This is a genomic window from Antarctobacter sp. (assembly GCF_034670325.1).
Lineage (GTDB): Bacteria > Pseudomonadota > Alphaproteobacteria > Rhodobacterales > Rhodobacteraceae > Antarctobacter.
Genome location: NZ_JAXMNR010000005.1, coordinates 52,167 through 72,104 on the forward strand (window position 1 = coordinate 52,167; position 19,938 = coordinate 72,104).

At 61.6% G+C, this 19,938-nt stretch carries 18 protein-coding genes; 8 read left to right on the top strand and 10 right to left on the bottom strand.

Features of this window, described 5'->3' with window-relative positions; all coding sequences use genetic code 11:
* The 7 genes from VOI21_RS13405 to VOI21_RS13435 form a co-directional block, all read right to left on the bottom strand.
* On the bottom strand, positions 1-507 hold the full coding sequence (locus VOI21_RS13405) for a hypothetical protein (protein WP_323770426.1): 507 nt from the start codon (positions 505-507) through the stop codon (positions 1-3).
* A 14-nt stretch (positions 508-521) separates the two neighbouring features.
* The gene (locus tag VOI21_RS13410; protein ID WP_323770427.1) at positions 522-1,775 is read right to left on the bottom strand and encodes a sarcosine oxidase subunit beta family protein; all 1,254 of its coding nucleotides are present in this window, start codon (positions 1,773-1,775) and stop codon (positions 522-524) included.
* Positions 1,776-1,883: 108 nt separating this feature from the next.
* A complete protein-coding gene (locus VOI21_RS13415) occupies positions 1,884-2,444 on the bottom strand; it encodes a hypothetical protein (protein ID WP_323770428.1) in 561 nt (186 codons plus the stop codon).
* A gap of 5 nt (positions 2,445-2,449) precedes the next feature.
* On the bottom strand, positions 2,450-2,986 hold the full coding sequence (locus tag VOI21_RS13420) for a TadE/TadG family type IV pilus assembly protein (RefSeq protein ID WP_323770429.1): 537 nt from the start codon (positions 2,984-2,986) through the stop codon (positions 2,450-2,452).
* Complete coding sequence (locus VOI21_RS13425) at positions 2,983-4,893, bottom strand: Tad domain-containing protein (protein WP_323770430.1); 1,911 nt, start codon at positions 4,891-4,893, stop codon at positions 2,983-2,985. The genes VOI21_RS13420 and VOI21_RS13425 overlap by 4 nt, the downstream gene beginning before the upstream one ends.
* A 168-nt stretch (positions 4,894-5,061) precedes the next feature.
* On the bottom strand, positions 5,062-6,969 hold the full coding sequence (locus VOI21_RS13430; protein WP_323770431.1) for a TadE/TadG family type IV pilus assembly protein: 1,908 nt from the start codon (positions 6,967-6,969) through the stop codon (positions 5,062-5,064).
* A 204-nt stretch (positions 6,970-7,173) separates the two neighbouring features.
* A complete protein-coding gene (locus VOI21_RS13435; RefSeq protein WP_323770432.1) occupies positions 7,174-8,628 on the bottom strand; it encodes a Glu/Leu/Phe/Val dehydrogenase in 1,455 nt (484 codons plus the stop codon).
* A gap of 468 nt (positions 8,629-9,096) precedes the next feature.
* Here VOI21_RS13435 and VOI21_RS13440 point away from each other — a divergent pair, with 468 nt between their 5' ends.
* Genes VOI21_RS13440 through VOI21_RS13450 form a run of 3 tightly spaced genes read left to right on the top strand, consistent with a single transcriptional unit; the run spans position 9,097 to position 11,738 of the window.
* Complete coding sequence (locus VOI21_RS13440) at positions 9,097-10,644, top strand: pilus assembly protein TadG-related protein (protein ID WP_323770433.1); 1,548 nt, start codon at positions 9,097-9,099, stop codon at positions 10,642-10,644.
* Positions 10,641-11,174: a pilus assembly protein gene (locus VOI21_RS13445; RefSeq protein WP_323770434.1), complete on the top strand. Its 534-nt coding sequence runs from the start codon at positions 10,641-10,643 to the stop codon at positions 11,172-11,174. The genes VOI21_RS13440 and VOI21_RS13445 overlap by 4 nt, the downstream gene beginning before the upstream one ends.
* 12 nt (positions 11,175-11,186) lie before the next feature.
* Positions 11,187-11,738: a hypothetical protein gene (locus tag VOI21_RS13450; RefSeq protein WP_323770435.1), complete on the top strand. Its 552-nt coding sequence runs from the start codon at positions 11,187-11,189 to the stop codon at positions 11,736-11,738.
* A 93-nt stretch (positions 11,739-11,831) separates the two neighbouring features.
* Here the strand turns inward: VOI21_RS13450 and VOI21_RS13455 are convergent, their stop codons facing one another.
* Both VOI21_RS13455 and VOI21_RS13460 read right to left on the bottom strand, forming a co-directional pair.
* Positions 11,832-12,311 carry a hypothetical protein gene (locus VOI21_RS13455; protein ID WP_323770436.1) on the bottom strand — a complete coding sequence of 160 codons (480 nt, stop codon included), beginning with the start codon at positions 12,309-12,311 and terminating at the stop codon, positions 11,832-11,834.
* A 93-nt stretch (positions 12,312-12,404) separates the two neighbouring features.
* Positions 12,405-13,358: an NAD(P)-dependent oxidoreductase gene (locus VOI21_RS13460; protein ID WP_323770437.1), complete on the bottom strand. Its 954-nt coding sequence runs from the start codon at positions 13,356-13,358 to the stop codon at positions 12,405-12,407.
* Between the two features lie 105 nt (positions 13,359-13,463).
* Here VOI21_RS13460 and VOI21_RS13465 point away from each other — a divergent pair, with 105 nt between their 5' ends.
* Together VOI21_RS13465 and VOI21_RS13470 are read left to right on the top strand one after the other, a co-directional pair.
* Positions 13,464-14,630 (top strand): 4Fe-4S double cluster binding domain-containing protein, encoded by a 1,167-nt coding sequence (locus VOI21_RS13465; RefSeq protein ID WP_323770438.1) that lies wholly within the window; start codon positions 13,464-13,466, stop codon positions 14,628-14,630.
* Positions 14,630-15,085 carry a methylated-DNA--[protein]-cysteine S-methyltransferase gene (locus tag VOI21_RS13470; RefSeq protein WP_323770439.1) on the top strand — a complete coding sequence of 152 codons (456 nt, stop codon included), beginning with the start codon at positions 14,630-14,632 and terminating at the stop codon, positions 15,083-15,085. The genes VOI21_RS13465 and VOI21_RS13470 overlap by 1 nt, the downstream gene beginning before the upstream one ends.
* Positions 15,086-15,207: 122 nt before the next feature.
* Here VOI21_RS13470 and VOI21_RS13475 read toward each other — a convergent pair whose 3' ends face one another.
* Positions 15,208-16,041, bottom strand: a complete 834-nt coding sequence (locus tag VOI21_RS13475; protein ID WP_323770440.1) for a prephenate dehydratase — start codon at positions 16,039-16,041, stop codon at positions 15,208-15,210.
* Between the two features lie 124 nt (positions 16,042-16,165).
* Here VOI21_RS13475 and VOI21_RS13480 point away from each other — a divergent pair, with 124 nt between their 5' ends.
* From VOI21_RS13480 to VOI21_RS13490, 3 genes are all read left to right on the top strand, one after another.
* Positions 16,166-16,678, top strand: a complete 513-nt coding sequence (locus VOI21_RS13480) for a cytochrome c family protein (protein WP_323770441.1) — start codon at positions 16,166-16,168, stop codon at positions 16,676-16,678.
* Positions 16,679-16,904: 226 nt separating this feature from the next.
* Positions 16,905-18,848, top strand: a complete 1,944-nt coding sequence (locus VOI21_RS13485) for an extracellular solute-binding protein (protein ID WP_323770443.1) — start codon at positions 16,905-16,907, stop codon at positions 18,846-18,848.
* Position 18,849: 1 nt separating this feature from the next.
* The gene (locus tag VOI21_RS13490; protein WP_323770444.1) at positions 18,850-19,938 is read left to right on the top strand and encodes a microcin C ABC transporter permease YejB; all 1,089 of its coding nucleotides are present in this window, start codon (positions 18,850-18,852) and stop codon (positions 19,936-19,938) included.

The following is a 19,938-nucleotide window of genomic DNA, read 5'->3' on the forward strand; positions in this document are numbered from 1 at the left end:
TTACATCCCGTAACAGTCCGAGTCCGCGACCCGGTACAGTCGATAACTTGTGTAGGCGCCGGGCACCTCGGCCATGTCCATCACACCGCCGCATTCCGTGGTATTGCCGACCACCATGTAACGGGTGCGAAACACCATGCCCTGCCCGTCCTGCTTGGTGACCTCCATGCGGCCCCCGTCGCATTCGACCTGACAATAGGGCGCGCCGCTTTCGGTGCCGCAGATCAGGAACTGCTGCAAACGCGCGCCCACCCAAGGCTGCCCGCGCACGTGTCCCTGATTGGCGGGAACCACTTCGATCCTGCCCTCTCGGGCGACCTCGGTCATCCAGCCACCGACCAGCAGCCGCACCGATTTCACCACCTGCCGGGGATGGGACCGCAGATGCGCGTCCGAATAGACCCGCTGATAACAGCCGGGGCGAATGTCCACGGCACTGGCGGGCATCGCCGTGGACAGGACCAGCGCTGCTGCCCCTGCCAAAAAACCGAATATGCGAACAGCCATGATGTTTCCTTTCATCAATGCAGGTTGTGTTGCGCGCCCGTTCCTTCTTCGTCCATCAGTCCGCGACCGGTGTTGAACCGGTCCAGCCGGAATTTCGCAGCCGGTTCATGGGGGCGATCCTGCGCAATCAGATGCGCAAAGGAAAAGCCCGATCCCGGCACCGCCTTGAAGCCGCCGTAGCACCAGCCGCAATTCAGATAGAGACCCTCAACCCCGGTCTTGTCGATGATCGGTGATCCGTCCGGCGACATATCCATGATACCGCCCCAGCTGCGCAGCACCCGCGCCTTGCCGATCATCGGCATCAGCGTCATCGCTGCCTCCATCACATGCTCTGCCATGGGCAAGTTGCCGCGCGCCGCGTAGGACGCGTAGAAATCCAGATCGCCGCCAAAGACCAACCCGCCCTTGTCGGACTGGCTGATATAGAAATGCCCCATGCCATAGGTCACGACGTTGTCGATGCAGGGTTTTAGCCCTTCGGTGACAAAAGCCTGCAACACATGGCTTTCTATCGGCAGCCGCATCCCGGCCAGCCCCGCCACCTGCCCCGAACGACCCGCGACGACAATGCCCACCTTCTTGGCCCGGATGGCCCCACGAGAGGTCTGCACCCCGGTCACTTTGCCGCCTTCGATGCCGATGCCGGTCACTTCGCAATTCTGGATCAGGTCGACGCCGCGCTGATCCGCGCCCCGCGCATAGCCCCAAGCCACCGCATCGTGCCGCGCCGTTCCGCCGCGCCGCTGCAACAACCCGCCGTAGATTGGAAAACGCGCGTTTTCATAGTCCAGATAGGGCACCATTTCGCGCACAGCTGCGGTGTTCAACAGTTCTGCATCATCGCCCTGATTGCGCATCGCGTTGCCGCGCCGGGCATAGGCATCGCGTTGCCCGTCCGAGTGGAACAGGTTCAGGACGCCACGCTGGCTCATCATGGTGTTAAAGTTCAGCTCCTGCTCCATCCCTTCCCATAGCTTCAGAGAATGTGAATAGAACTCAGAGTTGCCGGGCAACCCATAATTGGCACGCACGATGGTGGTGTTTCGGCCTACGTTGCCGCCGCCCAGATACCCCTTTTCAAGCACGGCGATATTGGTCAGCCCGTGCTCCTTGGCAAGGTAAAAGGCTGTGGCCAGCCCGTGGCCCCCGCCACCGATAATGATGATGTCATACTCGGGCTTTGGCGCAGGATCGCGCCAATGCGGCTTCCAGCCGCGATTTCCTGTGAGCCCTTCAGCAAGAACCCTGAGACCGGAAAAGCGCATCGCCCCCTCCAAGTGAACCGGGGACCAGAAAAGCAGGCCCGCCGCCCGGGATCAATTCCCCCTAGCGACGGGCCATGACGTTTTTATGCCATTGCGACACTGTCGCCCTTAGCCGTCGCTCCAGACGATCTTGGGCGCGAAACGCGGACGGGTAAAGCCGTAGTTATAGAACAGCCCCGCCCCGGTTAGCCCCGGGATCGCGAAGGGCGGCGCATAATTGGTCTCTGTCTCGACCACGATCACCCGTTCGTTGTGCAGCATGTTCGGCAGTTTGTCGTGCATCTGCGACAGTTGCGCACTCTGGAGTTCCCCCAGCCCGCCGCGCGTCCTGGACCATTCGGACTCGTAGGTGGAGGTATTGCCGTTGTAGCGGACCAGTGTCACCCGCAGCGACGACTCGCCGCCCGGACGCACAAGGAAGTCCAGCAGTTCGACCATCCCGTCCAGATAGGTGCCGTCGATCGGATCGGTCTCGCGGGAGATCGCGTCAGAGATCGTGTAGGCCGCCTTGACGTTCAGCGCCTTGTAGCGAAACGCGTCGTGCAGTGAAAAGGTGGCCGCCAGCAGGAACAGGATGAACGGCAGCCAGATCAGGCTTTCGATGGCAATGTTGCCTTGGGTGTCCCGGCCAAAGCGGCGCAGGTGGGATAGGATCTTGGGAAGGGTCATGGCGCTTACCTCGGTTCCTGGACAAAGGCGGACGTGACGACAATCTGGGCATAGCCCTGCGCGTCCTTGTTCAATGCCAGACCAAAGGAGGTCGTCGGCATGGCGGGCTTGTATTTCAGGCAGGCGCGGACCAGCATCAACTGGTTGTCCAGACCGGCCACAAAGCTGCGCAGCGGGCGCGGCTCTTCCTCGGCGTTCTTGCAGTCCGCACCGGGCGGGATGGCGGCAAAGTTGCGCGGATCGACCTCTAGCATCTCCAGCCGGAGGTTTTCGGCGCAGCCATCGACGATGACGGCCTCATCGCAAATCTTCTGCCGCACTTCCTCGTATGTCGGTATGTCGCCGGTGTTGAGGCGTATCTCGCGTGTCGCGAGGTCCACCCCCCGTTCCAGCAGCGCGTGGCGCAGGTTCATGTAGCCCATTTCAACCGCAGCCGCGAGGATGAAGAAGAAGATGGTAAAGTAGACGGCGAATTCGACGGTGGCCGTCCCGTCTTCATCACGGCGGAACCTGTTCAGGGCAGTTTTCAGGCGATTTGTCATTGGATCAGCCTCAGGTTGTTGATCTGGCGGGCGATGGTGTCAAAAGTGTCGTCGATTTCGTCACCGTAGACGTGGAACGAGTGGCTGGGCGAAGACGCACACCGGCGCATGTCGTCCGCGGCAGAGGCGCTGGTCTCAAAGGCGATGGTAAAGACCGTGACCCCATTGGCCTTGGCCAGGTCGCACTGCTTCATCAGGTTGGTGACGTTGGTCGACTGGGGCGTCAGCGTGTAGTAGCTGCTGCCACCCTGAACCTGCAATTCGGTCTCACCGTTGAACGGGTTGTCCGGATCGTTGGGACGGAACTGTTCGGTGGTCTGACCGTCCGTCATCAGCACGATGTATTTCTCGGTCTCCGGGTCATGCCAGTCGATCGGACGTCCTTCGAACCGCGGGGCCACCAGACCGTTGGCGATAAGGTGGCTGACCTCGTCCCGGTTGTTCGGGTCCAGCAGGGCAAGGCCGTACTTCATGCCATATTGCGTCCCGGTGCCGTCGTGCATCCGCATGTCAGCGATGAACGTGTTCAGGGCGGCCTCATTGTCGGAGAAATACTGGATTGCGGTGTCTTCACCCGGGCACCAGCCCCAGTCCATCACCTCTGCCGCGATCGGCCAGAACATGAAGTGCGGGATATAGTCATCCGACTGCGGCATCTCGGTCGTGTCAAACTCACTGTCGTAGATCTCGATGCAGGAGCCCGGCATGTTGACGTTGATCGGCTCCGGCTCTGTCGGCTCTGCGGCGGGATCGGTCGGAGCTTCCGGGTCGGGCGACACATAGGACGCCTCCCACGCGATATAGTCGATCTGCGAGTAGGAATAGGTTCTGCCGGGAATCTTGCCCCTGTTCTTGGTCGGGCCAAGATCAGAGGTGGCCCCGTTCGTGTTGCCCTTGACCTGGAAGTAGCGGTTCTTTTCCTTGCCGCCCTTGATCGAGACGCCAAGGAATTGCGCCGGGTCGGTCAAATCGCTGTCCTGCGCCATCAGATAGGCCACAGCCCCCTTGAAGAAGTCGTCCGCATCGCGCGGCGCACCCTCGGGGAAATCCTCGATCTTGTGGGCGATATTATAGATGTCGTCGCCATCCGTGTCGAAGTAGACAACGATATTCGAAATCGCCTGCGGCCAAGGTGAGAAGAAGCCACCTGTCACCGGCACAGCCGTGCCATCGGTACAGGACGGATCGGCCTGCCCGGCTTCGTAGTTCTCCGCGTTGTTGTTGCACAGCGATCCGCCGGGGGCGTCCTGATCGCCGTTGCCCCAGCCGTTGTTGCCTTTGATCTTCGGGCGTTCGCCACGGAAGTAATCAAAGAGAATGTCGCCCGGGTTCACCTGCCCCGCAAAAGGAACAAGGTTCAGGGTGGTCACGCCTTCGGTCTGATCGGTCATGACCTTGCTGACAAACGCCTGAGCCGCCGGCTTCAGCTTTGTCATCCGGTCATTGTACCGCATGGAGCCCGAGATATCGAGCACGAGGCTGATTTCAACGTTCGAGATCTTTTCCTCGGCAACGCTGACTGCGGGCGGGCTCAATTCGTCATAGCCGCTCATCTTCAGGAAAAAGGTCGGGATCGTCGTCTCGCCCCATGCCTTCACCGTTCTGTGGTTGAACCCATAGGTGATTTCGGACCCGGTCAGGACGTGATCCATCCCAGCCTTGAGCATGTAGTCGGCAACCACGGCATCCGATGTCTGCACCTGATCAAGGTCCGCTGCCGCCAGAACGGCGCGGTCCATGTTGGTCTGCAGGACGGCCCGTGTCGCTTCAAAGCGCATGATATCCACCGCAGCCCCGGATATAACCAGGATCAATAGGGCCATCATGACTGAGAAGATGGTGATATTGCCGTCTTCCCTCGTCCGGAAGCGCACCAGCTTCGATTTGAGCATCTTGCGGCTGTTCATGTTCGCACTCCCATAGAAAAAGCCCAATTTGGCGGGAGTAAGGTATGGTTAAGAAATGAGCCGTATTTGCGGCCAAATCCGGCAAGACTCGGGACTTATTCAAGATTTGAGATGGATTAACATACTCGAAAGAATAGTTAACGTCGGGTAAAGCGGCGTTTTCGCGTGTCATTGGATCAACCTCAGATTGTTGATCTGACGGGCGACACTGTCGAAGGCATCGAAGATTTCCGAGCCATGCACATGAAAGAAATGGCTGTCCGAAGAGGCGCACAGGCGCATTTCCTCGGCCGCAAGCTCGGTTGTTTCAAAGGCGATGGTAAAGACGGTCACCCCCTGCGCACGGGCAAGTTCGCACTGCTGGTACAGATGTTCGAGGTTAGCTGCCCGCGCAGTGCGGACGCTGTAGTGGTCCGCGCCTTGGGTCAGCAGCTCGACCTCACCGTTGATTGGCGCGTCGGGATCGTTGGGGCGGAACTGATCTGTCACCTGCCCGTCCGTCATCAGCACGATGTATTTCTCGGTCTCCGGGTCGTGCCAGTCGATCGGACGTCCTTCGAACCGGCTTTCGATCAGGCCTGCGTCGATCAGGTGGCTGACCGCGTCGCGGGTTGTCGGGTCCAGCAGCGCCAGCGCGTATTTCATGCCGAACTGCGCGCCGGTGCCGTCATGCATACGGATATCGTCGATGTACTGCATCAGGCTTGGGGCGTCGGCAGAGTAGTATTGGATGGCCATTTGCTCACCCGGGCACCAGCCCCAGTCCATGACCGAAGGTTCCGTTTCCCAATGGTGGAAGATCGGTACATATTCATCGGACAGCGGCAGGCTTGAATTGGCGAATTCGAAACTGTCGATCTCGATACAAGAGCCGGGCATATTGACGTTGACCTCTGGCCCGGCCACATCCGCTTCGGGACCGGCATAGGCCGCTTCCCACATGGCATAGTCGATCTGCGAGTAGGAATAGGTGTTGCCGGGAATCTTGCCCCTGTTCTTGGTCGGGCCAAGATCAGAGGTGGCCCCGTTCAGGTTGCCCTTGACCTGAAAGTAGCGGTTCTTTTCATTGCCGCCCTTGATAGAGACGCCAAGGAATTGCGCCGGGTCGGTCAGGTCGCTGTCCTGCGCCATCATATAGGCCACAGCCCCCTTAAAGAAGTCGTCCGCATCGCGCGGCGCGTCCTCGGGGAAATCCTCGATCTTGTGGGCGACATCATAGATGTCGTCGCCATCGGTGTCGAAGTAGACCACGATATTCGAGATGGCCTGCGGCCAGGGTGAGAAAAAGCCGCCTGGTCCAGGTCCGGCCGTGCCATCCGAACAGGACGGATCGGCCAGGCCTTCGTCGTAGTTCTCGGCGTTGTTATTGCACAGCGACCCGCCGGGAGCATCCTGATCGCCGTTGCCCCAGCCGTTGTTGCCCTTGATCTTGGGCCGCTTGCCAAGGAAATAGTCAAACATGATGTCGCCCGGGTTCACCTGCCCCGCAAAGGGGATCAGGTTCAGGGTGGTCACGCTTTCGGTGCCATCGGACATGACCTTTTCGACAAAGGCCTTGGCCGCCGGTTTGAGGTTGTCCATCCGCCCGTCGAACCGCATCGACCCCGAAATATCGAGCACGAGGCTGATTTCGACATTGGCGATCCGTTCTTCGGCGGTGGCCAGTGCGTTGGCCGGCAGCATGTCGCGCCCCGACAACCGCAGAAAGATCGTCGACAGGCTAGAGGCGGCATCGGCGCTGACCGTCCGCTCATTCAGACCCAGCGTGACGTCGACACCCGTGACGTAGCTGTCCAGCCCGGCCTTGGCGACGTAATCGCCCACCACGTCGCTGGGCGTTTGAAACTGATCCAGATCGGCGGCGGCCAGCACCGCGCGGTCCAACGTGGTCTGCAACCGGGCGCGCGACGCCTCTTGCCGCATCAGATCGACCGACGCGCCCATGATGGTGAGCGTGAGAAGCACGATATAGACCGAGTAGATCGTGATGTTTCCCGAGTCCGCTCTGCAAAAACGCCCAATCGCGCTGGAGGCGCGCAGCAGGGCCGGACGGGGGGAGAATGCAAATCGTGCCATCTTGGGTCTCCGTTGACGCCGCTGGGGTCGGTGTGGCGGTACAGAACCCGTTTTCGGGTAAGATTCGGTCAAGCCTCTGGTCAGGACTGCGGCGGAATTGCGGCGAAAACCGAAGATTTTTTACAAACTTGCAGCCCGCCAGACCCGCGCCAAACAAAAAGGGCGGCCACCGGGGCCGCCCTTTCCAACCATATTACAGACGGGTCACAGCCCCTTGGCGCGATAGCTTGCCGCGACACGGCCAATCGCCACGATAAAGGCGGCGGTGCGTAGATCGGTCACGTCGGGCCGGCTGTGCCAGACTTCACGCATCGACTGGTAGGCGATGCGCATGGTGTCATCCAGCCCCGAGCGCACAAGCTCCAGCTCATCCGCGCCGCGCAGGTACTTGGCCTTAAAGTCCGGCGACATGGACCACGCATCGCCCAGATACCGGTCCAGCCGCTCCAGCTCGCGCACGATCAGCTCATGCCGGGCTTCTTCCTGCCGCCGTTGCATCCGGCCAAACCGGATATGGCTGAGGTTCTTGACCCATTCGAAATAGGACACCGTCACACCGCCCGCGTTGGCATACATGTCCGGCACAATCACCGTGCCCCGTTCGCGCAGGATGTCATCGGCCCCCGCCGTGATCGGCCCGTTGGCGGCCTCGATGATCATCGCAGCCTTGATCCGGTGGGCGTTGCCAAGGTTGATCACGCCTTCCAGGGCCGCCGGGATGAGAATGTCACACTCCTCTTCGAGAACCGCCGCCCCCTCTGCCGTGTGGTTGGCATCCGGATAGCCTGTCACCCCGCCGTGCTTGACGATCCATTCATGCACCGCCTCGACGTTCAACCCCGCCGGATTGAACAGCGCGCCGTCGCGTTCGATGATGCCGATGATCTGCGCGCCGTCGTCTTCCTGCAGGAACTTTGCCGCGTGATAGCCCACGTTGCCCAGACCCTGAACAATCACCGTCTTGCCATCCAGCGTGCCGTCCAGACCCGCCTTCGCCTTGTCCTCGGGATGGCGAAAGAACTCTTTCAGCGCGTATTGCACGCCGCGTCCCGTCGCCTCTGTCCGGCCCTGAATGCCGCCCGCATTGGTCGGCTTGCCGGTCACGCAGGCATTGCCGTTGATGTCGGTGGTATTCATGCGCCGGTACTGGTCGGCGATCCACGCCATCTCACGTTCGCTTGTGCCCATGTCGGGCGCGGGGACGTTTTGCGACGGGTTGATCAGGTCGCGCTTGATCAGCTCATAGGCAAACCGCCGGGTGATCTGCTCCATCTCATGTTCATCATACTGGCGCGGATCAACACAAAGCCCGCCCTTCGATCCCCCAAACGGCGCCTCCACCAGCGCACATTTATAGGTCATCAGCGCGGCCAGCGCCTCGACCTCGTCCTGATTGACAGAGGTGGCAAAGCGGATGCCGCCCTTGACCGGCTCCATATGTTCGGAATGAACAGAGCGATATCCGGTAAAGGTCTGGATCTTGCCCCGCAGCCGGACTCCGAAACGCACCGTATAAGTGGCGTTGCAGACCCGTATCTTTTCCTCAAGCCCCGGCGGCAGGTCCATCAGCGCCACGGCGCGGTTGTACATAAGGTCGACGGACTGGCGAAACGTCGGCTCGTTGGATGGCACGACGGGCTGGGATGTTGCGATGGACATGGGTTTCCTTCCTTTCCATTGCTCGCACAAGGCGCGCGCCCTGTGCGCGTGGTTCCTCTTGGCGGGAACCCGCAGGGGGAGCCTAGCCCGGTGCCTGCCACATCCCAACCCCGCTTTTGCCCGAATCGGACCTTTGCCGTGACGCGTCCAGCCGGGTTTCACCTTAATCAGACGACCGACACCGGCATTCGCCCCCAAGCCTGAAACAATGATTGTGAAACCCGCATGACTGTACCGGGAACCGCTGCGGAACCATGGCGAAACCAGATCAAACTGCCCAAGTTTGGCCATTTTAAAATGGCATAAAATTGTCATCAAACTGAACCGGTCACGGCATGGGGGTGCCAGTCCAGCCGGTTGAAAGGTGCCAAAATGTTGAAATCGACAACAAGTCTGACGGGCTTCATTAAAAGCCGCAAAGCGCTTGCATCGCAGGTGCGATCCTTCGCCGAAGACACGTCCGGAACCATGTCCTATCTGGCGATTGTGGGATCGCTGGTCATGATGGTGTTCGGCGGCGTGGGCATCGACATGATGCACGCCGAACTCAAGCGTATCAAAGTCCAGAACACACTCGACCGCGCGGTGCTTGCCGCCGCCAACATCGAGAACACAATGGCGCCACAACAGGTGGTCGAGGAATACTTTGCCGCCATGGGGCTGGGCGACGCGCTGACCTCGATCGACGTCGAGCAGAGCATGACCGCCAAACGTGTGACGGCCAATGGACAGTCCGCCATTTCGTCCGACTTCATGTCGCTGATCGGCGTTGACAAGCTGAATGCCTACGGTCTGGCCACCGCCGAACACGCCACCGCGAACATCGAGATTTCGATGGTGCTCGACGTGTCCGGGTCGATGGGCTGGAACAGCAAGATCGTCAACATGCGCAACGCCGCGCGCAACTTTGTCGACATCATGATGCCGGCAGACGGTCAGGCGCTGACCACGATTTCGATTGTGCCCTACAATGCCACCGTGAACCTTGGCACCACGACAGCCAGCTATTTCACGCTGGATGCCCTGCACAACTATTCAAACTGCGTGACCTTCGACCAGTCCGACTTTGATCAGGCGGCGGTCTCGCCCAGCGTGGAACTGACCCGGCTGGCGCATTTCGACCTGAACTCGACCAACGTCTATTCCACAGAGATCTCCAGCCCCTGGTGCCGCACCGGCGACACCAGCGCCGTCATTGCGCACCGGTCCGATCCCGCGACGCTAAAGGCCCACATCGACTCGCTGAACGCGGGCGGCAACACCGCCATCGACCTTGGGATGAAATGGGGCACAGCCCTGCTTGACCCGGCCGCGCGGCCTGCAATCACCGCCATGTCCAATGACGGGCTGGTCGATCCCAATTTCGCGGCACGCCCGGCGTCTTATGCGGACCCGGAAACCTCGAAATACGTGGTCGTCATGACCGACGGTGAGAATACCACCCAGTACGACCTGAAACCGCACCACAAATACGGGCTGTCAGAGGTCTGGATCGACGAACGTGGCAACTCCGACCCGTCCGACGACCGCTTTTCGCTGCGGGTCCGCGACTATTCCGGCACCAGCAACGACCTGTATTACCTGCAACGCTACGACGGCTATTCGCAAAGCTATCGCTACCGCAATACCCCGGACGGGGGCACCTCGGCCCGGCAGATGACCAATGCGGAACTCTTTGCCCGCTTTGGCACCCGCGCCGTGGCCAGCAAGATGTACCAGCGCCCCTATTACGACGGCTATGTGTCCTACAGTGATTACAACGACGTCTACTATGCCTATCAGGCCACCGTCGGCCCCGACCCGGCGGACAACCGGCTCGAAAGCATCTGCGACGCGGCCAAGGCGCAGGGTGTCGTTGTCTTCGCCATCGGCTTTGAGGCACCGCAACGGGGGTTGGACGCCATGCGCAACTGCGCCTCGTCACCCGCCCACTTCTTCGACGTCAACGGAACCGACCTTGAAGAAACCTTTGCCTCGATCGCCAACACCATCACCCAACTGAGGTTGACCCAATGACCCGCGCTTTCCTTTCCCCCCTGCGCCGCTTCTGGGCCGAAGAGGCCGGCAACGCGGTGGTTCCCTACGCGCTTTGGCTGCCGCTGTTCATCGCCATGATCGTCTCGACGGTCGAGGTCGGCACCATCACTGTCCGCCACACGCAACTGGAACGCGCGCTCGACCAGACGGTGCGCGAGGTCAAGATCGGCGTGACCGCCCCCACCCATGACGCGCTCAAGGCGGCGATCTGCGAAAAGACCACCGTGCTTCAGAACTGCACCGGCACGCTGCACCTGGAGATGATCCCGCTGGACATGCGCAACTACGCCGATCCGCCCGCCACCGCCGATTGCGTGGACGTCAGCCAAGAGGCAACGCCGCAGCGCAATTTCAGCCACGGCGGCGGCGGCCAGCTGATGTTCCTGCGCGCCTGCTACAAGTTCCGCCCCGCCACCCCGGCGGCCACGCTGAACGCCAGCCTGCCCAAGGACGCCCTCGGCTACACCGCCATCGTGTCGACATCCGCCTTTGTCTACGAACCCAGCTGAGGAGACCCAGCCATGCGCCTTCCTTCGTTCCTCAAGCGTTTCGCCTCTGACACCCGCGGGTTCGTCAACGTCGAGGCGGTCATCGTCTTCCCTGCGCTGCTGTTTCTCTTCGGCGTCGGCTGGACCTACTTCGACGCTTTCCGCCAGCAGGCGGTCAACCAAAAGGCCAACTACGTGATCGGCGACATGATCTCGCGCGAGACGACGGCCATCACGCCGGACTACCTTACCAACGCGCAGGGTCTCTTGCGTCACCTGACCAAGACCACCGGCAGCGACAGCGACCTGCGGGTCACGGTGGTCCAGTACAGCACGCTCCATGGCGGCTGGAGCGTGGTCTGGTCGGATGAACGCGGCGATCAGCCGGTGCTGAGCACCGGTGATCTGGCCCTCTACGCGGAGAAGCTGCCCTCGGGCACCAATGGCGACCAACTGATTTTGGTCGAGACATGGGATGCCCACAACCCGGTGCTGAGCGTGGGACTGGATTCATTCGAAATCCGCACCTACAGCTTCACCCGCCCGCGCTATGCGCCGCAAGTGGTCTACCAGCCGTCCGCCTGATCCGAACCAACGACCAAACGAAAAAGGCTGCGGCATCGCCCGCAGCCTTTTTCGTCGACCAAGCCTCGCAAAGAGCACCAGCCCATCCCGGGCCTAGCCGTTGTTCCGATCGTGCAGCAGATGGGTCATGATATCGGCCACCGGGCGGGTCTGCGACCCGGCGGTCACGCCACCCACGGCCACCCGCCGCCCCAACCGCCACCACAGACCCGGGCGCCACGCGCGCGGCTGCGGCTCCTTGAGGATCACCAGAAACCCGTTCGACGGCTTCAACGCGAACATGCCCCGGTCCACCTTGGCGACCTCGTCCAGCCGCGCCACAACCGTGCCGTCACTGTCGGTCAGCGCCTCTTCGGTCAGGATCAGCGCGTGGCCGGTCGACTGCCACATCAACTGCGCCAGAACCAACCCGGCGACCCCCATCACGATCAACAGCCCCTTCCAGCCCAGCGCCATTTCAGGTGTGCTCAGGGCGACATAAACGATCAATGCCCCCAGCCCCATCATAGAGCCCACGCCAATCACCCGCCGCGAGGCAGACGCCGTGATCCGTGCCAGTTCGTCCTGTGCCATGTCTCTTCCCCGCTTTTGCGCTCACCTCTCCTACTGGGCGCATCGCAGAGGGGAAAGCCCCGGAAAGCCCCGCCGCCGGGTTTCTTCGCCGCCCTAGCCCTCTGCGCGGCGCACAACCACCTCGGCCCCGCGCGCGGGCGGCTCTGTGTCGACCAGCTCCTGCGGGAACCCCGGCGCGCGCACCGACAGGCCCGTGGCCTCTTCCAGCCGCTCGATCATCCGGTCCGATTGCGCCTGCGCGCCAAACCGCGCCTGCCCGTCGCGGATCATGGAAATCACCAGCGGCGACAGTTCCAGAGGCACCCCATGCGCCTCTGCCAGCGCCTGAAACAGCCCGACATCCTTCATCACCAGATCCAGCGCGAAATCCACGTCGCGGCTGCCCGACAGGATCAGCTGGCTTTCGGTCTCATGCACAAACGAGGTGCCAGAGGAAATGCGGATCGCCTCATAGGTTGTGGCCATGTCCAGCCCGGCGGCCTGCATGGTGGTCAGCGCCTCGCACAACGTCAGCAGGTTGGCGGTCGCCAGATAGTTGGTCATGACCTTCAGCTTGGACGCGCTGCCGACCTCGCCGGTATGCAAGACCTGCCGCCCAAGGATCGTCAACAAAGGCAAGACCGCCTCAAACGTCGCGCGCGGTGCGCCACAAAAGACAGAGATATTGCCCGTCGCCGCCCGGTGACAGCCACCCGACACCGGCGCCTCGACCGCAATCGCCCCCGTCGCCGCCACCCGCGCCGCCTGTTCCACGATCACAGCCGGGTCGGTGGTCGACATCTCGACCCATGTCTTGCCCGGCCCCATCTGCGGCAACATCTGCGCCAAAACCGCCTCCGACGCGGCAGGGCTGGGCAGCGAGGTGATGACCACATCGCAAGAGGCCATCACATCCGCCGCCGACGTGCCCGCCTCGGCCCCGCCTTCGACAAACGCCACCATCTTGGCCGCATCCAGATCATAGACCCGCAGCGCCACCCCGTTGCGGTGCAAATTGCCCGCCAGCTTGGCGCCCACCGCGCCCAATCCGATAAATCCCGTGGCCATACCGCCCTCCTGTTTGCGCCCACCCTTCGGTGCGCAGGCCCGCCGGTCCACCCCGTTTGCGACATGTTCCTTGTGCGCAGCGCCGCCCGCTCATAGCCTCGCCGCATGACATGGCCCGCCAACAGCGCAACACGAGACGACGACGCCGCTGCCGGCATCGAGGTGGACGAAACCTTTGAACCGTTCACCCAACGCGACGATATCTTCAGCCGCGCCATGTGGGATGACACCGTCCGCTCCCCGCGCACCGACGCGTTTTTCGCGTCCTACAGGATCGAGGCCGCCCCCCGGCGCGGCGATGGCTTTACCCAGCGCGATTTTGCCCTGCGCAACGCCGCTTGGCTGATCTCCGACATCATGACCGACCGCCACGCCGCCCAAGGCCGCCGTGAGGGCTTTCAGGCGGCGCTCAGCGCCGACACCCCGGTCTCACCCGACCGCGTCCCCGTCGATGATCCGGACCGCATGGCGGCAGAGATCAAACGCACCGCGCGGTTCTTTGGCGCGCAGCTTTGCGGCATCACCGATTTTGACCGTCGCTGGCTCTATACTTCGCGCGTCGACACCCGCGACATGTCAGAGGCCCCACATGACCTGCCAGAGGGGCTGACCAGCGTCATCGTCTTAGGCCATGAAATGGACGCGGATCTGGTCGCCACCTACCCCTCGGCCTTGGCCGGGGCGGCGACCGGCAAGGCGTATAGCCATGAGGCGGCCGTGGCGCTGCAACTGGCCGCCTTCATCCGCAACCTTGGCTATCAGGCGGTGGCCTCGATGAACGACACCGCATTGGTCATTCCCTACGCGGTCAAGGCGGGCTTGGGCGAATACGCCCGCAACCAGTTGGTCATCACGCCCCAACTTGGCCCGCGCCTGCGGTTCTCCAAGATTTTCACCGACCTGCCGCTGACCCATGACAGCCCGCGACCCTTGGGCGTGGCCGCCTTTTGCGACATTTGCACCAAATGCGCCGATGCCTGCCCGGTGGCCGCCCTGCCCTATGGCGCGCCCTCGACTGACCGCCCCAACCGCTCCGCCATCAAAGGCGTGCGCAAATGGACCTCTGACGCGGAAAAATGTTTCGGCTTCTGGGCCAAGCTTGCCTCGGATTGCGCCATCTGCCTGCGCGTCTGCCCCTTCAACCGCGACTATAGCCATTGGACGGCGCGGCTTTGGCGACGACTGGCCCTGTCGCGGTTTCGCCGTCTCGCGCTCTGGCTGGCCCGGGATCACGGCGCACGCGTCAAACCGCAAAACTGGTGGAGCGGCTGATGCCCCGGTTGTGCGTCGCCACCCCCACCGGTCCGTTTGAGATCACCGAGACGAATGGCCAGATCACCCGCGCCACATGGACCTCCGGCGACGAGAGCGACGACACGCCCCTCCTGCGCCGCGCCGCCGCCCAGATCGCCGCCTATTTCGACGGCACGTTGACGGTTTTCGACCTGCCACTGGCGGTCGAGGCCAGCGATTTTCAGCAACAGGTCTGCGCCCGGATCGCCGCCATCCCCTTTGGCGAAACGACCACCTATGGCGAAATCGCCAAGGCCCTCGGTGCCCCTCCACAGGCGGTTGGTCGAGGTTGCGGCGGCAACCCCATCCCGCTTCTCATCCCCTGCCACCGGGTGCTGGGCGCTAACGGGCTGGGCGGATTTTCCGGCGGCACGGGGGTTGAAACCAAGGTCTGGCTGCTCCGCCACGAAGGCGCGGGCGGGCTGTTGATCTAAAGAGCGCAGCTTCGCCCCGCACAAAGGTCAAAGGTTAAGCGGACGTAAAAACGCCTCTGTAACCCATTGATCTTGCTAAGCCGAGGGTCTGTCCACACGTGGACACCCTCATTTCCTGGCCATCAATCCCGCCGCGGATCGCGCGGATAAACGCCCAGAATTTCCAGCATGTCGGTGAAATAATCCAGCTCCTCCAGCGCGCGCTGAACGCCCGGATCCTCGGGATGCCCCTCAATATCCGCATAGAACTGAGTCGCCGTGAAAGACCCGCCCACCATGTAGCTTTCCAGCTTGGTCATGTTGACCCCATTGGTGGCAAAGCCCCCCATCGCCTTATAAAGCGCCGCCGGAATGTTGCGGACCTGAAAGACAAAGGTCGTGATCATCCGCGCGCTGCCGCGCCGCGAGGTGTCAGGCTCAGGCGACATCAACAGGAATCGCGTGGTGTTGTGGGCATGGTCCTCGATGTGGCGCGCCAGAATGTGCAGGCCATAGATTTCCGCCGCCAGATCAGAGGCCAGAACCCCCTCATCGCGCGCCTCGACACGGGCCAACTCTGCCGCTGCCCCAGCACTGTCCGGCGCGGCCACCCCCTGAATGTCGTATTTCGTCAGGAAACTCTGCGCCTGTGGCAGCAAAACCGGATGCGCCCGCACCCGCGCAAGCTCCTCAACCTGCACGCCGGGCAGGGCCATGAGGCTGATATGAACCCGCACAAACGCCTCGCCCACGATCCGCAGGCCGCTTTCGGGCAGCAGACGGTGAATGTCGGCCACCCGGCCATAGGTCGAGTTTTCAACCGGCAGCATCGCCAGATCGGCCCGCCCGCCGCGCACCGCCGCAATCACGTCCTCAAACGACCGGCAGGGCAGCACCTCGGCGCCCGGTCGGGCCTCGGTGCAGGCCTGATGAGAATAGGCGCCCAGCTCTCCCTGGAAGGCAATCCGCTGTGACATTTCCGGCCCCTTGTCGCAAGACCCGCACAAACGGGCGATTGGTCGCGCCTTCTACCGCTTGCCCAGAAGGATGGAAAGCAATAGATACGCGCCCGACACCGACATAAAATAAGCAGGGCTTCCCATGTTCGATACCATGACCTTTACCAAGATCGTCGGCGGCGTCTGCGGCGCCTTGCTGATCTTCCTGATGGGCAAATGGGCCGCTGAGGGCCTGTATCACACGGGCGGCGGCCACGGTGACGAAGAGCACGCCGCTGGCTTCGTGATCCAAGTGGACGAAGCAGAACCCGTTGAAGAAGAAGAAGTTGATTTCGCCACACTCATGGCCGCAGCGGATGCGGGCAAAGGCGAAAAGGTCTTTGGCAAATGCAAAGCCTGCCACAAGCTGGACGGCAGCAACGCGACCGGCCCGCACCTCGACGGCGTCGTGGCGCGTGCCGTGGGCACAGTCGACGGCTTCAACTACTCGGGCAAGCTGAGCGAGGTTGCGGACGTCTGGAGCCCGGAAAACCTCAATGCCTTCCTTGAAAACCCCAAAGGGTATGCACCGGGCACGACAATGGGCTTTTCCGGTCTGAAAAAGTCGGATGACCGCGTCAACCTGATCGCCTACCTTCAGACCACTGGCGGCTGATCTCGTCGCGCGCCAGTCCACAATGGGCCAGTTTCAGGGGCCGTCCGGTTCGGGCGGCCCTTTTTTCATGCCCTCAAAGGATGCACCCCCTGCAATCAGCGCCTTCACGCCGTTGACGTTTCCGTAATCTCGACTTGAATGTGGTCTCTGGGAAAACTTAGCTTAGAACTAAACAGGATGACCGACAAAGTACCGGGTCGATCCGCCGGGTGACAGGGAGAAGACGATGACGATTCAGGCCAAACGTCCTCAAGACCGCAGCGCCGTGCGCACACGGCCCGCCTTGGACATGCGTCTCATGGCGACCGGAACACTTGCCATCGGGCTTGCGCTTTGGGGCGTTGTGGCCCTTGCGCAGGACGGCGATGACAAGGTCACAACTTCGCATGGCTATTCCTACTTCGGCAATCTCGACTACCCGTCAGACTACGCCCACTTCGATTTCGTCAACCCGGACGCGCCGAAGGGCGGCAAACTGGTGCTCGGCGCGACCGGCACCTTTGACAGCCTCAACCCCTATTCACGCAAGGGGCGCCCCGGCGCACTGACAACCGTCCAGTATGACCAGTTGATTGAATCGACAGAGGATTCGGTCGGTCAATACTACTGCATCCTGTGCGAAAGCATCGAATACCCGGAAAGCCGCGACTGGGTGATCTTTCACATGCGCGAAGACGCGGTCTTTTGGGACGGCAGCCCGGTCACGGCAGAAGACGTGGTCTATTCCCATAAGCTGTTTGTCACGCAGGGTCTGCCGTCTTACGCGCAGGCCGTCGGGCGCATGGTCACCAGCGCCGAGGCGCTGGACACCTACACGGTCAAGTTCACCTTCGACCCCGAGTTGACGAAACGATCCCGAATCGAAACCGTCGGCTCTACCCCGGTTTTCTCCAAGGCCTGGTTCGAGGCGGATACCGAAAACCGCCGTCTGGATGAGCCGCGACTTGAGGTGGCGATGGGTTCGGGTCCGTACAAGCTGGACAGCTTCGACGTGAACCGTCGCATCGTTTACAAACGTAACCCCGATTACTGGGGCAAAGACCTGCCGTACAACACGGGCCGCTATAATTACGACACCATTCAGATCGAATACTTCGCCGACCAAACCGCCAGTTTCGAGGCGTTCAAGGCCGGGGCTTACACGTTCAAAGTAGAAAGCGACCCCAAGCAATGGGCGACGGCCTATGACTTTCCCAAGGCCAAGCAGGGCATCGTCAAGCTGGAAGAGATCCCGGACGGCAGCCCGCCGAACCCCACCGGCTTTGTCTTCAACCTCGCCAAGCCGCAGTTCGCCGACAAGCGTGTGCGCGAGGCGATTGCGCTGGCCTTCAACTTTGAATGGTCAAACGAGTCGCTGCTGCACGGGCTTTACACAACGCGCAGCTCTTTTGTCGAAGGCACCCATGTCGAGGCCAAGGGCAAACCCGCAGGCGCGGAGCTGGAGTTCCTGAAAGCCCTCGGCGATGTCGTCCCCGAAGAGGTTCTGACCGAAGACGTCTGGACCATGCATGTCTCTGATCCCTCTGACAGTCTTCCGCCGCGGCGCACGCGGCGGCAGGCGATGGCGCTGCTGCAGGAGGCGGGCTGGACCGTGGGTCAGGACGGGCTGGCGCGCAACGACAAGGGTGAGACGCTCAAGGTCAACATGCTGATCCCGTCGAACATCGAATCCTCGGTCGAAGGGATGCACGATATCTTTGTGCAGAACCTGCGCCAGATCGGCGTCGATGCCAGTTTCGAAAAGGTCGATCCGTCGCAATATACGTTGCGCCGCCGCGAACGGGACTACGACATTCTCTATTCCACTCGCTACGGCAGCTTTTTGTCGACGGGCGGCGGTCTGACCCAGATGTACGGCTCCGCCGAGGCCGAGTTCAGCCTGTTCAACCCCGCCGGGCTGGCCAGCCCGCTGGTGGATGCGATCATCGACGCCAGCTTTGTCGCGGAAAGTCAGGATGACACAGACGTGGCGCTGATGGCACTGGACCGGGCGCTGCGGTACGAATTCTTTGTGATCCCGACGGGCTATATCGCGGACAGCTGGGTGGCCTATTTCGACATGTATGAACACCCGGAGACGATCCCGCCCTACGATCTGGGATACCTGAGCTTCTGGTGGGTCAATCCCGAGAAGGCAGCCGCGCTCAAAGCGGAAGGTCACCTGGACTGACATGGGAGCCTATATCCTCCGACGCCTCCTGCTCATCATCCCCACCCTGCTGGGGATCATGATCATCAACTTTGTACTGGTGCAGTTTGTCCCCGGCGGGCCGATTGAACAGATCATCGCCCAGATCGAAGGTCAGGGCGATGTCTTCGGTGGCTTTGCCGGCGGATCGGACACGCCCGAAGCTGGCAATATGGGTGTCGGCAACGAAACCTATGCCGGCGCCCGTGGCCTGCCGCCCGAATTTATCGCCGACCTCGAACGCCAGTTCGGCTTCGACAAGCCGCCACTGGAACGGTTCCTGAACATGATGTGGAACTACATGCGGCTCGATTTCGGCGAGAGCTACTTTCGCTCGATCGGCGTGATCGACCTTGTTCTGGAAAAGATGCCGGTGTCGATCTCGCTGGGTCTGTGGTCGACGCTGATTGCCTATCTGGTGTCGATCCCGCTGGGCATCCGCAAGGCTGTCAAGGACGGCACCAGCTTTGACACATGGACCAGTGGCGTGATCATCGTCGCCTATGCCATCCCCGGCTTTCTCTTTGCCATCCTGCTGCTGGTGCTCTTTGCCGGTGGCTCGTACTGGCAGATATTCCCGATCCGCGGCCTGACGTCGGACAACTGGTCAGAAATGAACATCTTCATGAAGGTGGCCGACTATTTCTGGCACATTGCGCTGCCGATCTTTGCCTCGACCATTTCGGCCTTTGCCACACTGACCCTGCTGACCAAGAACAGCTTTCTGGACGAGATCAAGAAACAGTACGTCATGACCGCCCGCGCCAAGGGGCTGTCGGAAAAGGGCGTGCTGTATGGACACATCTTTCGGAACGCCATGCTGATCGTCATCGCGGGCCTGCCGGGTGTCTTTATCGGCGTCTTCTTTGGTGGATCCATCATCATCGAGACGATTTTCAGCCTCGACGGGCTGGGGCGGCTGGGTTTTGAGGCCGCCGTGGCGCGCGACTACCCGGTGATCTTTGGCACGCTGTTCATCACCTCGATGATCGGCCTTGTCGTCGGGCTGCTCTCGGACCTGATGTATGTCGTCGTCGATCCGCGCATCGACTTTGAAAAGCGGGAGGGTTGA

Bases quoted from the DNA above. Each gene is read 5' to 3' on its own strand.
- VOI21_RS13445 (WP_323770434.1), top strand. From the start codon at position 10,641: ATGACCCGCGCTTTCCTTTCCCCCCTGCGCCGCTTCTGGGCCGAAGAG.
- VOI21_RS13485 (WP_323770443.1), top strand. From the start codon at position 16,905: ATGACGATTCAGGCCAAACGTCCTCAAGACCGCAGCGCCGTGCGCACA.
- VOI21_RS13415 (WP_323770428.1), bottom strand. From the start codon at position 2,444: ATGACCCTTCCCAAGATCCTATCCCACCTGCGCCGCTTTGGCCGGGAC.
- VOI21_RS13425 (WP_323770430.1), bottom strand. From the start codon at position 4,893: ATGAACAGCCGCAAGATGCTCAAATCGAAGCTGGTGCGCTTCCGGACG.
- VOI21_RS13410 (WP_323770427.1), bottom strand. From the start codon at position 1,775: ATGCGCTTTTCCGGTCTCAGGGTTCTTGCTGAAGGGCTCACAGGAAAT.
- VOI21_RS13460 (WP_323770437.1), bottom strand. From the start codon at position 13,358: ATGGCCACGGGATTTATCGGATTGGGCGCGGTGGGCGCCAAGCTGGCG.
- VOI21_RS13470 (WP_323770439.1), top strand. From the start codon at position 14,630: ATGCCCCGGTTGTGCGTCGCCACCCCCACCGGTCCGTTTGAGATCACC.
- VOI21_RS13480 (WP_323770441.1), top strand. From the start codon at position 16,166: ATGTTCGATACCATGACCTTTACCAAGATCGTCGGCGGCGTCTGCGGC.
- VOI21_RS13475 (WP_323770440.1), bottom strand. From the start codon at position 16,041: ATGTCACAGCGGATTGCCTTCCAGGGAGAGCTGGGCGCCTATTCTCAT.
- VOI21_RS13465 (WP_323770438.1), top strand. From the start codon at position 13,464: ATGACATGGCCCGCCAACAGCGCAACACGAGACGACGACGCCGCTGCC.
- VOI21_RS13420 (WP_323770429.1), bottom strand. From the start codon at position 2,986: ATGACAAATCGCCTGAAAACTGCCCTGAACAGGTTCCGCCGTGATGAA.
- VOI21_RS13450 (WP_323770435.1), top strand. From the start codon at position 11,187: ATGCGCCTTCCTTCGTTCCTCAAGCGTTTCGCCTCTGACACCCGCGGG.
- VOI21_RS13405 (WP_323770426.1), bottom strand. From the start codon at position 507: ATGGCTGTTCGCATATTCGGTTTTTTGGCAGGGGCAGCAGCGCTGGTC.
- VOI21_RS13430 (WP_323770431.1), bottom strand. From the start codon at position 6,969: ATGGCACGATTTGCATTCTCCCCCCGTCCGGCCCTGCTGCGCGCCTCC.
- VOI21_RS13440 (WP_323770433.1), top strand. From the start codon at position 9,097: ATGTCCTATCTGGCGATTGTGGGATCGCTGGTCATGATGGTGTTCGGC.
- VOI21_RS13435 (WP_323770432.1), bottom strand. From the start codon at position 8,628: ATGTCCATCGCAACATCCCAGCCCGTCGTGCCATCCAACGAGCCGACG.
- VOI21_RS13490 (WP_323770444.1), top strand. From the start codon at position 18,850: ATGGGAGCCTATATCCTCCGACGCCTCCTGCTCATCATCCCCACCCTG.
- VOI21_RS13455 (WP_323770436.1), bottom strand. From the start codon at position 12,311: ATGGCACAGGACGAACTGGCACGGATCACGGCGTCTGCCTCGCGGCGG.